Annotated in this window: 9 protein-coding genes; 4 read left to right on the top strand and 5 right to left on the bottom strand. The window is 67.8% G+C overall.

Features of this window, described 5'->3' with window-relative positions:
* Positions 1-115: 115 nt before the first annotated feature.
* Positions 116-586 carry a hypothetical protein gene (locus tag E2F46_RS13870; RefSeq protein WP_133323091.1) on the bottom strand — a complete coding sequence of 157 codons (471 nt, stop codon included), beginning with the start codon at positions 584-586 and terminating at the stop codon, positions 116-118.
* A 127-nt stretch (positions 587-713) separates the two neighbouring features.
* On the opposite strand from E2F46_RS13870, the gene cysS reads away from it, so the two are divergent.
* The 4 genes from cysS to E2F46_RS13850 all read left to right on the top strand — a co-directional run bounded on the left by cysS (position 714) and on the right by E2F46_RS13850 (position 6,947).
* Positions 714-2,162, top strand: a complete 1,449-nt coding sequence (gene cysS / locus E2F46_RS13865) for a cysteine--tRNA ligase (RefSeq protein ID WP_133323089.1) — start codon at positions 714-716, stop codon at positions 2,160-2,162.
* A gap of 600 nt (positions 2,163-2,762) precedes the next feature.
* Entirely contained in the window at positions 2,763-3,203 is a 441-nt protein-coding gene (locus E2F46_RS13860) for a SufE family protein (protein ID WP_133323087.1), read from the top strand.
* The gene (locus E2F46_RS13855) at positions 3,200-4,465 is read left to right on the top strand and encodes an MFS transporter (protein WP_133323085.1); all 1,266 of its coding nucleotides are present in this window, start codon (positions 3,200-3,202) and stop codon (positions 4,463-4,465) included. Before E2F46_RS13860 ends, E2F46_RS13855 begins: the two co-directional genes overlap by 4 nt.
* 103 nt (positions 4,466-4,568) lie before the next feature.
* Positions 4,569-6,947: a ligand-binding sensor domain-containing protein gene (locus E2F46_RS13850; RefSeq protein WP_133323083.1), complete on the top strand. Its 2,379-nt coding sequence runs from the start codon at positions 4,569-4,571 to the stop codon at positions 6,945-6,947.
* Positions 6,948-6,956: 9 nt separating this feature from the next.
* On the opposite strand, the gene E2F46_RS13845 is transcribed toward E2F46_RS13850, so the two are convergent.
* The 4 genes from E2F46_RS13845 to E2F46_RS13830 form a co-directional block, all read right to left on the bottom strand.
* Positions 6,957-8,063 carry a sensor histidine kinase gene (locus E2F46_RS13845; RefSeq protein WP_133323081.1) on the bottom strand — a complete coding sequence of 369 codons (1,107 nt, stop codon included), beginning with the start codon at positions 8,061-8,063 and terminating at the stop codon, positions 6,957-6,959.
* A gap of 489 nt (positions 8,064-8,552) precedes the next feature.
* Positions 8,553-10,208, bottom strand: a complete 1,656-nt coding sequence (locus E2F46_RS13840; RefSeq protein WP_133323079.1) for a CshA/CshB family fibrillar adhesin-related protein — start codon at positions 10,206-10,208, stop codon at positions 8,553-8,555.
* Entirely contained in the window at positions 10,208-13,873 is a 3,666-nt protein-coding gene (locus E2F46_RS13835) for a TonB-dependent receptor (protein ID WP_207949588.1), read from the bottom strand. The genes E2F46_RS13840 and E2F46_RS13835 overlap by 1 nt, the downstream gene beginning before the upstream one ends.
* Positions 13,874-13,887: 14 nt before the next feature.
* Positions 13,888-16,482, bottom strand: a 2,595-nt coding sequence (locus E2F46_RS13830; protein ID WP_133323077.1) for an OmpA family protein, incomplete at its 5' end; no start/stop codon positions are given.

The raw sequence follows: 16,482 nt of genomic DNA, 5'->3' as shown, positions 1-16,482 counted from the left end.
GGTCATCCCCGACGCCATGCGGGCGGAGGTGAGGATGTCGGCGTGGGCAAGGGCGCTGTTCACGGCGCGCATCCTCGCATGGCGGGGCCCCGGCCGCAAGGCGGCGGGCATGGGCTCAGGGCGCTTGCGAGACGATGGGGGTCACCGACACCCGCACCCGCAACCGGTTGCCGGGATCGTAGGGCAGCCGGGCGCGGTACTTGACGCCCTTGTGGATGTAGTCGACGTCGTAGGCGATGGGCCGCCGGAACTCCCGATCCACCGGCACCATGCGGCACTCGCCACCGGCCGACGGTGCCACTTCCTCCACCTTCGGGTCGGGCGTCAGCGCGCTGCGCACGGCACCGATGACCCGCGAGAACCCGGTCCTGACTTCCTCGGCCTGCACCGGCGTGGACGCCTCGCAGCGCTCCACCATGCTGGTCGCACGCAAGGTTTCGTAAACCGGTTCGACCCGCATGACCTGGGCGAACTCGGTACGGACATTCTCGGCCTGTGGTACCAGCTCATCCGCCTGTTGTGCCCATGCCGCGGCCACCGGCATGGCCAGCAACAGGGTCAGCAATGGCAGGGCGGAACGGGGCATCAGGCCAACAGCAGCGCCAAGGAAAACAGGCCGCAGTGTAGGGGGTCGTGGATGGGCACGGGCTGAATCCCTGCTGTCATGCCCCACCCCCTCCGCTAGAATCGACCGATTCCACGCCTGCATCCCGATGAGCCTGCACCTTTACAACAGCCTGAGCCGCCGCGTCGAACCGTTCCAGCCGGCCGACCCCGCCCGCCCCACGATGTACGTCTGCGGCCCCACGGTCTACAACTACGTGCACATCGGCAACGCCCGCGGGCCGGTGGTCTTCGGCGTGCTGGCCGCGCTGTTGCGGCGGCGCCATGGCAACCTGCGCTACGCCCGCAACATCACCGACGTGGACGACAAGATCAATGCCGCGGCCGCCGAACAGGGCGTGCCGATCTCGGCGATCACCGACCGCTTCGCCGCCGCCTACCGTGCCGACATGGCCGCACTGGGCGTGACCGGCGATGCCGCACCCGACATCGAACCCGCCGCCACCGCGCACATCGGCGAGATGATCGCGATGATCCAGCGGTTGATCGACAGCGGCCACGCCTATGCCGCCGAAGGCCACGTGCTGTTCGCCGTCGGCACCTTCGACGGCTACGGCAAGCTGTCGCGCCGCGATCCCGACGACATGCTGGCCGGTGCACGCGTGGAAGTGGCGCCCTACAAGCGCGACCCCGGCGATTTCGTGCTGTGGAAGCCGTCTTCCGATGCCCTGCCCGGCTGGGCGTCGCCCTGGGGCCGCGGCCGTCCCGGCTGGCACATCGAATGCTCGGCGATGGCGGCCGCACACCTGGGCGAGACCATCGACATCCACGCCGGCGGCGTCGACCTGCAGTTCCCGCACCACGAGAACGAAGTGGCGCAGAGCGAATGCGCGCACGGCGGCAAGGCGTTCGCACGCATCTGGCTGCACAACGGCATGCTCACGCTGTCCGGCGCGAAGATGAGCAAGTCGCTGGGCAACATCGAAAAGGTCCACGACCTGGTGCAGGCGCACCCGCCGGAGGCCTTGCGCTACGCCCTGCTGTCGGCGCATTACCGTCAGCCGCTGGACTGGTCGGAGACGTTGATCGAGCAATCCAAATCCACACTGGATGGGCTCTATGGCGTCCTCCGTGACACGAAGTTCCTGGTGATCCAGGGAACCGTGGGCGGGCGCCCTCAACCCGATCTGGCATCCGCTCCTGTCCCGGACACGATCGAGCAGGCACTTGACGACGATCTCAACACGCCGAAAGCACTTGCCGAAGTGTCGCGGATTTCCTCCTTGGCACGACTCGAGGTGAACTCCGCGATGGCAGCAAGAGCGCCGAGCGAAAGCCAGGCCCAACGCGCCTACGATGCCTGCGGCCGACTCATCGCCGCCGGCAGGGCACTGGGTCTGCTCCAGCAGGATCCGGACGATTGGTTCAAGTCGGGATCGACTGCGGACGACTCACGCATCCAAGGCCTGATCGACGAACGCGCCGCAGCGAAGACAGCACGCGACTTCGCGCGCGCCGACGCGATCCGCGACCAGCTCGCGGGCGAAGGCATCCTGCTGGAGGACACGCCGCAGGGCGTGCGGTGGAAGCGCGGTTGATTTGATCGCTCTTTTTAGTGGATATCCCTGAAAGCAGAAGCTTCCGCCTTTGGCGGGTTACTTTTCTTCGCTGGCCCAAAGAAAAGTAACCAAAAGAAATGGCCCTCCCCGACGAAGCTAACGTTTCGGTTTGGGCTCGACGGGATTTTTCGACAGGACATCTCTGTCCTGGTCGAAAAACGGCCGGCATCCATGCCGGCCGCCCTCCGGGTCTTTCAGCATGGTTGCTCCTGGACTCAGATCAAAAGCCGGGCGTCGTCATCCGGGCATATGGCTTAGAGGCCTTTTCGTGAGTTGCGACGAAAGGTTGCAGACCCGAAGGGCGCCGCACATGGATGTGCGGCGTTTTCCGAACGAGCCAGGATGGCGAGTCGGGAAATCCCAACGTATCACCCGCCCAATCGTTAGCTCCGTCGGGGAAGGCCCTTTTTCTTTGGTTCGTTTCTTTTTGGGCCAGCAAAAAGAAATGAACTCGCCCGTTCACGGGCGAAATGCTGTTGCTTTTCTGAATTCATACGCCAATACGCACAAGACCAGACGACCACTGCCCGCCAACAACGCATCTGCGACAATAGCCACGCAATCAAACCCCCAAGCGCCGTGAACGACACCCCCTTCCCACTCGAACCCACCCCCGCCGACGCCCAGTCAGCCATCAAGGACGAATTCGCGTTCTTCGGCGACTGGTCCGAGCGCTACCAGTACCTGATCGATCTCGGCCGCAAGCTGCCGCCCTTCCCGGACGAATGGAAGACCGAACAGCACCGCCTGCACGGCTGCCAGTCGATGGTATGGATCGTGCCCGAAGGCGATGCAAGCCGGCTCGACTTCCACGCCGCCAGCGATTCGGCCATCGTCTCCGGGCTGATCTACCTCGCGCTGCGGGTGTACTCGGGCCGCAGTGCGCGGGAGATCGCAGGCACCAACGCCAACTACATCGCCGACATCGGCCTGGCCAAGCACCTCTCGCCGACGCGCAGCAATGGCCTGGCCTCGCTGCTGGCCTTCATCCGCGAGGCCGCGCAGCGCGCGATGGCGTGAGCGCCGCCGCCACGGCACCTTCGCAGGACAGTCGCGCGGCGCCGCTGCGCAACCGCAACTTCCGCATCCTGCTGCTGTACCGCATCTGCACCATCCTGTCTTACCAGATGGTGGCGGTGACCGTCGGCTGGCACGTCTACGGACTCACCGGCGACCCGTGGATGCTGGGGCTGATCGGCCTGGCAGAAGTGCTGCCCTACTTCTGCATGGCACCGTTCGCCGGCTACCTGGTGGACCACCTGCCGCGGCGCAAGCTGGGCGCGCTGGCCTGCCTGTGCCTGGCGATCACGCCACTGTGGCTGGCGGCGATCGCCGCCGGCTGGCTGGAGAGCAGCGGCACGCTGATGATCTATGCCGCGATCGCGCTGACCGGCTGCGTGCGCGCCTTCCTGGGCCCGGTCTACAACGCGCTGTTCGCACGCACCTTGCCACGCGACCAGTACGTGCGCGGTGCCAGCCTGGGCAGCATCGTGTTCCAGGGCGGACTGGTGACCGGTCCTGCCATCGGCGGCGTGCTGGTGGGCGTCGCTGGCAAGCCGGTCGCCTATGGCGTGGCAGCGGTGTTCGCCATCCTCGCGGTGGTGGCGATGCTGCGCATGCAGGTGACCGAACCCGCGCCGCAGCTGCAGCGTGCGCCGATCTTCGCCAGCATCGCCGAGGGCGCGCGATTCGTCTTCGGCCACCAGCTGCTGCTGGGCGCGCTGGCGCTGGACATGTTCGCGGTGCTGCTGGGCGGTGCGATCTCGCTGGCGCCGGCGTTCATCCAGGACATCCTGCATTACGGGCCGGAAGGCCTGGGCATCCTGCGCGCCGCGCCGGCACTGGGCGCCGTGGCGGTGGGTATCTGGCTGGCGCGACGGCCGCTGCAACGCAACGCTGGCCGCATCCTGCTGTTCGCAGTCGCGGGATTCGGCGTGTGCATGATCGGCTTCGGGCTGTCGACGCTGTTCTGGCTGTCGGCATTCTTCCTGCTGCTGTCGGGTGTGTTCGACGGCATTTCGGTGGTGACACGCTCGACCATCATGCAACTGTCCACACCCGACCACATGCGCGGGCGCGTGTCGTCGATCAACGGCCTGTTCGTGGGCTCCTCGAACGAGATCGGCGCGTTCTACGCGGGGACAATGGCACGGCTGCTGGGGCTGGTGCCCGCCGTGGTGGTGGGCGGCTTCGCAACGCTGCTGGTGGTGGCGACCACGGCATGGAAGGCGCCGAAGTTGCGGCGGCTGGATTTCAGGGAGTTGCAGGCCAGGGAGGACTGACGTCGCGGAAAAGCCATGGCACCCGGTGAAACGACGGCTGTGGGCGATGTAGTAGAGTGCCTTGAGGCGGTTCTGCCCGTCCCCTGCAGAGGTGGTCTTCACGGTGGTGCAACCGAACCGGTTCCGTGGCGCGCATCTGGGCCTGCTGGGCACGATCGTCGCACTGATGGCACTCATGGCCCACCCTGCGCAGGGAGGCGTCGTCGGCCAGGCCCAGCCGGTCCATGTCGATTCCCACCGCAGCTACGGCATCGAGGAAGGCCTGCCGCAAGCCAGCGTCAACGCATTGCTGCAGGCGCGCGATGGCTACTTGTGGATCGGTACCTACGGCGGCCTGGTCCGCTTTGACGGGCAGGACTTCAGGACCTTCCACGCCACGCCCGGAGGCCTGTCCAGCAGCCGCATCCAGTCCCTGTACGAGGACGGCCAGGGCCGATTGTGGATCGGCACCCATGGCGACGGAATCGCGATGTACGAATCGGGCAGCTTCCGCCCCCTCGATATCTGCGAACGCGACTGCCGGATCAACGCCATCCGTCCGTCCGCCGATGGCCGCAAGCTGTGGACCGTGGGCTCGCAGGGCGCATTCGAGATCGATCCCGACAGCCTGAAATACCGGATCCGCGTGTCGGCATTCGATGCATTCGGCTACATCGTGCCCATGTCCGACGGCAATGCCTATGTCGCCGGCATCGGGGGAGTGGCCCGAATCGAAGCCGATGCCGTGGTCGCTATCGCCCTTCCGGCCGGCAGCACGCTGGTCCGTGCGATGGAAGGACGGGGCCGTTCCCTGTTCGTCATCACCGACGACTGGCGCTTGCATCGTTACGACATTGTCGACCGTGAATGGAAGCAGGTGCACGACACTGTCCCCGCACAGAGTCGCCTGACCCTCTCGAACGATGGACGCCTGATGCTGTCGGGGTGGCGGACCGGCGGTACGTGGCTGCTGCACGATGACGGCCGCGTGGTACCGCTCGCGGACATCCCGGCGCACCTGCACGCCCGGCAGGCCTACGCGGACCATGAGGGCAACCTGTGGATCGGGACGGACACGCAAGGCTTGTGGCGCATCCGGCCATCGCGCGTCGGACTGATGCAATCGCGCGACGTTGGAATGGACGGACCGGGCTACGCGGTGGCAGAGGATGGCGATGGTGGAATGTGGTTCGCCATGGCTTGCGACGGGTTGCGCCACTGGGACCGCAATGGCGTCGTGCGTTCGGTCGAGCTGGCGAGCACGTTGGGCAACGACTGTGTGCGCAGCCTGGCGTTGGATGACCGCGGCAGGCTCTGGATCGGCACCTGGCAAGGCACGCTGGGCCGGCTTGCGGATGGCCACCTGGCACTGGCGAGAACGTGGCCGCCAGGCAGCGCGCTGAACATCTGGCAGAACCCGGAGGATCGCACGTACTGGGCCGGGACACTGCGCGACATGTGGCGATTGGAGGTGGACCATCGCGGCGAAGTGGTCGATGCGCAACCGGTGCCGGCGCTGGACGGCATGGTCATCTCGTACATGGCGCCGGCGCGCGGCGGTGGCATGTGGTTCGTCGGCAACCACGGTGCGCACCGGCTCATCGACGGCAGGGTGGTCGAGCAGTGGCTGCATGAGGATGGCAGCGGCCGGTTCCTGCGTTGGCTGCACGAGGACCCCGATGGCCGCACGCTGTGGATCGGAAGCTATGGCGGCGGATTGCTCCGCATTCGCGACGGGGTGGTGCGGCGCTACGACACCTCCAACGGCCTGTACGACGATGCGGTGTCCTGCATCCTGCCCGATGCCGAGGGACGCCTGTGGCTGGGCGGCAACAGCGGCGTGACCCTGATGATGGACCGCGACATCGGTCCGCGCGGTCCCGAGCTCATCATCCTGTCCAGCAGTGACGGCCTCGCCCCGCCTGAACTCAACGGCGGCACCGGCTCGTCGTGCCTGCGCGACGCCAAGGGACGGTTGTGGTTCACACTGATCAAGGGATTCGCGGTGATCGATCCCACGCAATTCGAACGCCAGCGGCGTCCGCCGATCGCGCATGTCGAACGCGTGCGCGTTGCGGGCCACGAGCTCGACCCTGCCGGGATGGCGCGGCTCGACGCCGGGGCGGGCAACCTGGAGATCGGCTACACCGCGATCGCACTCTCCTTCCCTGAACAGCTTCGCTTCCGCTACAGGCTGGCACCGGGTGGCGAGTGGTTCGACGCGGGCGACAACCGGAACGTGCTGCTGCCCACCCTGCCGTGGGGCAGGTTTGCGTTCGAGGTCCAGGCAAGGCAACTGGGCGGCCCTTGGTCGGAATCGGTCGCGATCTGGCTGGACCGGCCCGTGCCCTGGTATCGGCGGCAATGGCTCTGGCTCGTGCTCAGCATGCCCTGCCTGCTCGCCCTGCTGTGGACGACGCGCAACCGGCGACCGGAACCGGACTACCAGCACCTGATCGACAAGGCGCGCGCGTCCCGGCACGAACGCGACGTGGCGCGGTGAATCCCGACCTCATCCGTGCACCACCGGCAGGGTGATCTTGAATCGCGTGCCCTCGCCGGGCGCGCTTTCGATGTCGATCCGCCCCCCGGCTTCGGTGACAACGCGGTACGCCGTGGCCAAGCCGATACCGGTGCCCTGCCCACGCGGCTTGGTGCTGAAGAACGGCTCGAAAGCGCGTGCCGCGGTCTCCGCACTCATGCCACGCCCGGTGTCCTCGACGAGCACGCAGACCTCGTCGCCGGCGACCTGGGTGCGCAGGCGGAACTCGCCGCTGCCACCAAGCGCGTCGTCGGCATTCTTGGCCATGTTCAACAACACCGCCTCGAACCCGGCACGATCAAGTCGCACGGGCGCCGCCCCTGTCGCCCGTTCCATCTGCAGCACCACCCCCGGCGCGAACATCCGCTGCAGCAAGGGCTGCAACCGTTCGACAACCTCGCCGGCATCGAAGGTCTCGATGTCGAGCTCGTCGCTGCGCGCGAGGGTCAGCAGCTTCGAGTTGAGTTCCTGCCCACGTCGCGTGACCCGCTTCATGTCATCCAGGAACCCGCGCAACTCGCTGTTGTCGCCGGCCACGCGTTCGACGTGATGGACATAGCCAAGTATTACCGCAAGGAGGTTGCTGAAGTCGTGGGCCACGCTGCTGGCCAGGCGCCCCAGCGCATCGACCCGCTGCGAATGCACCAATTGCATATGCGACCGCTGGTGCTCGCGGATCTCGTCCTCCAGCCTGGCGCAGATCGCGGCGAGATCGCGGTTCAAGCGCTTGCCCCGTTCCATCTTGCTGGCAAGCCTGTCCAGGATCAGCGCCACGATCAGTGACGCCAGCGTCGGCTGCGCCACCGTGGACAGCGCCTGGTCCATCGCCAGCCCCCCGGCAGCGCTCTTCGCATCGACCCAGGTGCCCAGCGCCAGGATCGGCAGGTAGCTGGCCATCGTCGCCCAGATGCCGGTCCGCCCCAGTACCAGGCCAGCGAACAACAGCGGGACGATGAAGATGATCGCCATGTCCGCCTGCGCAACCAGGCCATGGCGCCATGCAGTGACGCCCAGCAGCACGACCCACGCCGCTACCAGGCCTATGGCCACCACACGATGTTTGACGCCCAATTGCATGCTGTGCGCTTCCGTGATGGCGCCGGGAACCGCACGCGCCTTGGCGCAAGGGTATTCCACTCGCTGCCGGGCCGGCCCACCCTGGTTGCACGGCCCGGTTCCGGCGCGACCTCCGGCTGGGCATCGGGACGCTCGAGAGGGATACCGAACTCGGTGAATGACCGAATCCGAAGGCTAAGCTGGCGCTTTCCTCGGCGTACCGCCGGCCGACCTGACTGTGTGGCGGCGATCGGCGTGCAGCGGCCCCGGGATCCCCCGCTGTTCCCCTTGGCTACGACCCGATTGGCGTCAGGAGCCAACTGAAATCCCGAACGCACCGGTAAATGGATGTGTCGTCCCTGCCGACCGCAATGCGTCTGCCAACGCTTCGGGAGCCCCCCACGCAAGGTGGGTCCGCCCGTCCAGAGCGGATCCAGACCGGTGGTGGACGCCGACCCACCTGCGGCAGTCGGCGCATTGTCGCGCGAGTCATCGCGCCGGGACCGCGCATCAAGGCCCCGGCTCGACCACCGTGCACTGGTACTGGAGCACCAGTTCGCCGCCTACGGGCAGCGCCGGGATCACCAACCCTGTCCCCTGCAAGTCGCCGATCGTGGCCGTGGCGGGACACTGCGCACCACCGCTGCCGCTGCAGGCCACAGCCGAGACCGGGGCGCAGTCGAGACCGACCACGGGCGGATCGGTCACGACCGCACCATCCGCCGCGAACGGGCCGGCGTTCCCCACCGTCACCGTGTAATCCACGACCTGGCCGATGGTCGCGGTGGTCGGCGTGACCGCCTTGTCCAGAGAGAGGTCCACCGCCAGCTGGATTTCGATCGCGTGGTCCTCGACCTCGCCATCCGCCGCTTCGCCGGTGGGCGACTGCACCTCGGCGGGGTTGCTGGCATAGCGCAGGCGCACGTAGCTGCGACCGGGCGAGACGTCGGCAGGCACGGTCCACGACAATGCCGCCGCGCCGCCGCTGCACGCCGCCTGCGCGCGCTCACCGGGATCGAACGTCCCGCTGCGATCGAAATCGATCCAACCCGCCACCATGCCCGTCCCCACGCAGGCGACGCTGCGATTGATCTGCTGGGCGGTCGCCGTGATCGCGAGGGTCTCGCCGGACGGCCACGCATCCTCTTCGGCAGGGCCGGCACTGCCGCTGTTGTCGTCGCCATCGGCGTCCACGCTGTACTGCGAGCCGGGCTCGCCATCGGGTCCGGTGCTGCCGAGGAAACCGCTGTTGGGCGGCGCGAGCTGGCCAAGCTGGAAGCCAGGCGCGTTGATGTTCACCGCAGGCGCGTCCGGGACCAACCCATCGGGTTCGGCCACCAGCCCGCGCAGCAGGTGCTCCGCGTCTCCGTAGCTGGCGGGTGCATCGCCGAAATCGGCGGCCGGCGCCAGTAATCCGATCGCGATGGCGGTGTTGCCGCCACCGAGGATCTCGAATTGCATCGAGATCGACTCGCCGGGACCATAGGCCGCCTCGTCGAAGGTCAGGAAGGTCACGCCCGCCGGACTGGTCGTGCCGCTCTGTTCACCGCCGGGATTGCCGAACCGGATCGACTGGAGCCCACCGGCGACATTGAACTTGCGCGCGTCGTAACGGTTGCCGTTGCCGGCGTACACCTCGACCACGTTCCACTGGCCCGCTGCGGTGCCTTGCAGATACTCGGTCGTGGTGTTCATCGACTCCGCATCCGCCATCACCAGACCGGGGATCCGGTATGGCTGGCCGCCCAGCGTCGCCTGGCACTCCACGGTGAAGCTATGGGTACCGCTCCTGCCCATGATGCCGGCGATGAGCTGGTTGGCCGCGCCGGTGCCACCGATGTTGTACATGTCGTCGAGCGCATCGCCGGTCCAGGTGCCGGGACGATAGCTCTCGATGGCGCCGCTGATGCCGGACAGGCTGCACTCGAGCACCAGGTCCTGGGTTCCGGTCACCGCGATCGTGGCCGACGTGCTGGCGCCATTGACCAAGGTGACGCCGCTGACGCCATTGGTTCCGCCGCCCCAGGTGAGCCACAGGATTTCGTTGCGGTATTGCCCGCTGCCGCCGGTGGCATAGGCAGCGGCATGCGCATGCGGCTGGTGCGCGACGGCCAGGCCGGCCGCCAGCAGCAGGCTGCAGGCGAAGCGATGGTTGCAAGTCTTCATCAATAGCTCCCCACAAAGTTCAGGAACCAGCCCTTGTGGTCATAGTCGAAATTGGTCAGGTCGTCGCTGAACTCGGTGAAGTTGTAGCCGGCGCCGACGCGGAAGTTGCGGCTGATGTCGCGATCGATGCCGGCCATCCAGCCGCGGCGCGTGCCGCCGTTGTCGACGTCCAGCCAGCGGTGCTCGGCCATCGCGTGCCAGCGATGGACCAGTTCGTAGCGCACCTGCGCGGCGGCAAACGTCGTGGCCGAATCGAACCAGTCGCCGGTGCCGCGACCGAACCGCACCTCGCCCTCGCGCCGCGCCACCTTGCCGGCGAACTCCCAGTTCTGGTCGTGCCGATACACGCCTTCCAGCGATAGCACCTGCGACCGCTGGTCGTACTGCGCGCCGCCCAGCTGGCCCAGGGTGGCCAGGTCGTACAGGTAGGTGTAACGCCCGAACAGGCCCCAGCGCGTGCTGTTCCACGGACGCCAGGCGAAGCCGAAGTTGCCCTCGATGAACTTCGCGCTGGCCGTGGGATCGAGGTCGTCCCGCGTGTCGGCATAGTTGAGCCGCGCCGCGATCCGCCAGCTCTCGTTGAGCTTGTGGGTCAGTCGGGAGGTGCTCACCCATTGCGTCACGCGCTCGGCGCCGGTGTCCTCACGCCATTCCAGCTTGCTTTGCCAGCTGGTATCGATCGACGTCCGGCCGCCGCTGACGCTGATCGCGCGCCGGTCGACCTCGTCACCGCTGCGGTTGGTCAGTTCGCCATCGCTCAGCGTGAAGCCGAGGTTCCACCCGTAGGCCGGATAGAAATCCATGCCGAACGTGTGCGCCAGGCCGCTCTCGCGGCGATTGGTCAGGAACTGGCTTTCGTTGAACAGGTTGACCTGGTTCGACAGCCGCCAGCGCTGGCCGAGGGTCCAGCCGTTCTGCGCATTGGGATTGAACAGCGGGTCGTAGTCGCTGCGGTCGGTCGAATAGGTGTAGCTGCCGTAGAAGCTCTGCTGCGCAGAACGCCGCCATTCGCCGCTGACCTTCGCCGCGTCGCCACGGTCGCCGGTGGTCAGTTCGGCACCCAGCGTGGACAGGTTGGCGAAGTTGTAGCGCCCGCCCAGGGTGAAGGCATCGTTGTCGGCATACGCACCGCTGTCGTCGTCGAGCGTGAGCTGGGCAGTCCCGTACAGCTCGAACGCGGTGCCGAAACGGCGGGTGTAGCGCACGGCACCGAGCAGTCCGGCGGCATCGAGCATGCCGCGCCGCTCCTCGACCCGGCGCAGTTCGAACGCCAGCGCGTCGAAGTCGCCGATCCGCCATTCCGCGGTCGCCTGCGTCTGGGTCAACGCGTCGCCGGCACGCTCGGCACGGCTGTAGCGCGCGTACACGCCGAGGTTGGGAGTGAACTGGCCGAGGACCTCGGCGCCGTACTCCTCGATTTCGGCGCCCGTGTCGAAGCGCGAGATCGAGTAGCCGGCATCCACTTGCCGCCACCACGCCCCCATGCTCCAGGGCTGGGTCGCCCAACCCAGTTCCTGGAAGTTCACACGCGCCTCGACGGCACTGGCCTCGCCTTCGCGTGGGCCGGCCGGGTTGATGCGGGTGAAGCTGAGGCCGCCGTTGTCGGAGAAGAACACCGGCGCGCTGGTGGATTCGGTGCGGCTGTGCTCGAGCTTGAGGTAGGTGCCCCTGCCCGCCTGCAGGGTCACGTCGGCCGCCATCAGCGTGTAGTCCTCGCCCGCGCGGTTCTCGTCCACGTAGGTCAGGCCCACGCCCACGTGGTCGCCGAACCAGTGCTTGCCACGCACGCCGGCGGCGATTTCGTCGGCATCGAAGTCGGTGGGCACCCACTCGTAGTCGACGATCAGGCGCTGCTCGAAACCGTCCAGCGGCGCGTCGCGGGTCAACGTCGGCAAGTTGTGGCGGGTGATCTGCGCCAGCGGACGCGACAGCAGTATCCGCCCCTGCAACTCGTCGATTTCGTAATCGGCCCCGCGCAGCAGGTCCACGCGGTGTTCCACGCGCCCGGAAGTGCGGTCGCGAACCTCCAGCACCACGCGATCGGAACCGGGCAGCAGGTCGGTATGGCGCAGGTAGTACAGGCTGCCCCCGGTGCCGATGAACTCGCTGTGGCCAGGCGCCGTCTGGGCTTCGGAGGCGAACGCACGCAGCCGCGTCACCGGGTCGCCCCAGGCGTTGGTGCCGCGCGAGCGCCAGTCCAGCGCGGCGCCGTACAGGGCGCGTGAATACTGTCCGTACTCGGTGCCGGTCAGGCCGGTGGCGAAGTTGCCCCACAGCGCCTGGTTCTTGTCCCAGTCCACGCGAAGATAGAAGCGCCCCATGGTGTCGACGTCGCGCCAGACGTTGGAGTCGTCGCCGTAGGTCGGGTAGTACAGGTCCGGATCCAGGCGACGGAACACGTCCTGCGGGTCGGCCGACGTGAATCCACTGAACAGGTCTTCCAGCGGGCGGTCCCGGGTGTCGGCCTGGGCGGTGACCAGGTACTTGCCGCCGACCTTGGCCTTGCCATAGAACGCCAGCCGTCCATCGCTGAGGATGTCGTCGTCGCGTCCGGCCAGTGCCAGCGAGCGGCCGGCGCCGCTGGCGTGGTTCTGGTAGACGGTGACATCCGCCAGCGCCGTGCCGAAGAAGTAGCGGCCGCTGACGTCGACATCGAGCGTGTGTCGCGTCGGCTGCGTGCCGTCGGCACCTTCCAGTGCCACCTCGAAGCGGTGCTGGCCCACCGGCACCAGGTATTCGGCAACGAACTTGCGTTCCAGATCGACCGGATAGCGTTCGCCATTGATGCGCAGCCCATGGCCTTCGGGCAGGTTGCGACCCTGCACGCGCACCCGCGAGCCGTAGATCGGGATGTTCTGCTGGCGCAGGCCGTTGCCACCGAAAGCATCGTCCACGAGTTGCCGGGTCAGCGCCTGGTCGGCGCTCAGCGCGGTGCCGAACGAACGCTCGGCACCCGCACGCAACTGGGCGCGGCTGCGTTCGGCCTCCTCGGGACGGACCAGCTGCAGTTTGCGCGGCGAGGTCTCGTCGAAGTTGCCGTCGGCATCGTAGGCGCGCAGCACGTAGACCAGCTCGTCGCCGGCACGCAGGCGCAGGCCGGCCGGAAGAGCACCGTCCCATTCGCTTTGCGCCGCGGCCTCGACCGGCAGCTCCAGCCGCGCGACCGGTGCGATCAGGTCGCCGTCCGTGCCGCGATACAGGGCCAGTTCGTAGCGGTCGACGAACGCCGTGTAGTTGCCGCGCACGAAGAAGCGCACCGGCTCGATGATCCGCCCGCCATCGAAGGCGACCATCGTCGGCGCGCTGATCGCGAGCTCCGGCATGCCGAGGTCGGGATCCTCGGTCGCCCAGATCGCGCCGCCGCCCGGCAGTTGTACCGAAAACGTGCCGCTGGCCACCGCGCGCCCGGGTGGTTCGAGCGCGATCGAAACCCGGCGATCGGGCTGCAGTGCTTCCGACGACGAGCGTTCGCTGGTGCCGGTGGTCACCGGCTGGTCGTAGCTGCGCGTGCGCAGCCGGAACACCAGTTCACCCTCCGCGCCCTGGCAGCCGTCGTCGTTGCATTCGATCCCGACGGGTGCCGCCACCGGTTCCTGCGCCGCCGTGGTGGCACACATGCCGGCCAGGATGCCGGCCAGGGTCTTGTCGAGCAGTTTCATCTTCATGATCCGGATCCCCCTCACCTGCGTTCCGTGCCGACGGGGGCCGTCGGATCGCTGCTTGACTCCACCCGCACCCGGGCGCGGACCTCAGGGCTCAAGCGCTGCGCCAGTGCCTGCTGCACGGACGTGGCGCGTCGCAACCCCAACGCGGTGTTGTAGGCGTGTGACGCACGCACGTCGGTGTGGCCGACGATCGCCACCACGCCGCCGCCGAGGGCCTCGAGCCGCTTGGCGACCGCGTCGAGCAGAGGCCCGAATTCCGGGCGGATACTCGAACTGTCGGTGTCGAACAGCACCGTTCCGAGCAACGCGCCAGCGGCATCCACGCCTGCGACCACGCTGTGCGGATCGTTGACCTCGGTACGCAGGACCACGCTGACGGCGTCCCGCGCCTCGGCGCCGACCATGCCCTGCAGCACGTCGCGCACTGCGGCGGCACGGGCGAACGCCAGCGCCTCGCTGCTGCCATCGGCAACGATCACCACCTCGCCACCGCGATACGCGTCCACTCGCTCGGCCATGCGGCGGATCGCCGGCAGCCACGGCTCCCGCACCTCGGCACTGCCCGGTGCGAAGATCACCTCGCCCAGTTCCAGTTCCAGCCTGCGTTCGCCGCCCGGCAACACCTGCACCGGTAGTTGCACGCCAAAATCGAAGCGCACGGGGATGCCGGGCGTGACGCGACGCACGCGCGGGTTCTCGGTGGTGAACACGGTGCCCTGCGGCAGCGTGGCCGGGTCGACCTTGAGCAGGAAGTTGCGTCCGCGCCCCCAGTCGCCGCCATGCACGTCTGCCAGGTGGAAGCGTCCGTACTGGTCGGTCTCGATCAGCAGGCCCTCCACCGATGCGATGCGGACACCAGGGATGCCGCGCTCGTCGATGCCGGCGTTGGAAATGACGTACGCCACTTCATATCCGCCGTCGACAGCCGACACCTCGCGTTCGACCACCGGTTCGGCTGCCGTGAGGCCCTTTGCCGCGTCGCCGGAACGCTCGATCCGGGTGTTGCCGGCCGCGTCCATACGCACCGTGATGCCTTGGGCGCTGGTCAGCACGAAGTCGTCGGTGAAGTCGGCCGACCGCAGGCGCTGGCGGACGATGACGCGGTGCGCCTCGACCGGGTCGCCTTCGGACTGGCGCGCCGTGATCGCACCCACCTCGATGCCGTGCAGCAACGGCGCACTGGCGTCCGGGACCGACTGCGGCCCAACGCCACGATCGATCGTGGTCGAGCCAGCGACGTAGGTGCCCGGCAGGAAACCGCCCTGGATACGCACGCCACTCAGGTCGGCGCGGTCCTGCCAGCCGTCGCCGTCGCGGTCGTCGAAGACCGTGCCGAAGATCAGGCTGTCGTCGAGCAGCGGATCGTCGTCGAGCGTCACCTGCGCGGTCGCAATGTTGGAGATCGCATTGCCCGCCCCGTCGACGGCGACCGCTTCGTTGACGTGCAAACCGGCACGCACACCGGCGCCCACGCGCAGCAGGTAGACGATGGTTGCCTGGCCACCGGCATCGATGTCGATGCCCCCGATGCGCAAGGGATGTCGGCCTTCCAGCGTGAACGCGCCGTCCCGGTCGGCAACCGCCATCGAACCTTCGACATAGGTGAACCCGGCCGGCGGCGCATCGACGATGGTCGCGTCGCTGACGTTCACCGTGCCCACGTTCTGCACCGTCAGCGTGTAGCGCACCAGATCGCCGACGGCGACGTTGCGCACACCCGCCGCCTTGACGATGCGCAGGTCTGCGCTGTCAGACAGCGGATGACTGGTTTCGCAGACCGTGCACGCCACCTCGGCACCATCCGACTCGCCGACGACCGTGTTCCATACCCGCCCGCTGGCGTCCGCGGTCACTGTCGCCGTGTAGACGAAGGTGTACAGCCCCGGCACCGTGCCCGTTGGCAGGACACAGACGATGCCAGCGCCCTGGGCCGAGCAACCCGCCGGCAATCCGCCCAATGCCAGGCCCGGCCCGAGTGTGTCGACCAGACGCACTTCCGCACGCGTGACCGAGTTCTCGACCGTCGCTGCGAGCGTGTACTCGATGATGTCGCCGACGCGCACTTCCTGGTCCTCGCCCGGCGCAGCGCTCTTGGCGATCACCACGCGTGGGTCCAGCAGCGGATGCTGGGTACTGCAGCTCGCGCAGACCGGCGGCGCGCCGCCTACGCCGGTGCCGCCGCTGGCGACGACCACGTTGCTGACGATGTCGCTGGCGTCGGGATCGACGGTCGCGGTGTAGGTCAGCGCGTACGTGCCCGGCAGGGTGCCCGCCGGCAAGGTGCAGGTCAGTGCGCCCGCGCAGGTGAACGCGCCCGCGCTGGTCACCGCGCCGAACGTCAGGCCCTGGCCCGGGGTGTCGTCGAGGGTCAGCAACTCCACCGTCGCGGAATTTTCGATGGTCACCGTCAGCGTGTAGGCGATGACATCGCCCGCGCGCACCTCGGCACCGCTGCCAGGATCGGACGACTTCGCCACGGCGATCGACGCTGGCACGACCGGATGCTCGGTCTCGCACGCCGTGCACTCGGGCTCCGGATCGGTGCCGCCCGGCGGTGTGCTGGCGGTCACCACGTTGCGCAGCGTGCCGGTCGCGTCGGCATCGACCGT

The sequence above is a fragment of the Luteimonas aestuarii genome, from assembly GCF_004357985.1.
Classification (GTDB): domain Bacteria; phylum Pseudomonadota; class Gammaproteobacteria; order Xanthomonadales; family Xanthomonadaceae; genus Luteimonas; species Luteimonas aestuarii.
Note: the sequence above shows the minus strand (reverse complement) of the source record. Positions and strands in the feature narration are given on the sequence as shown.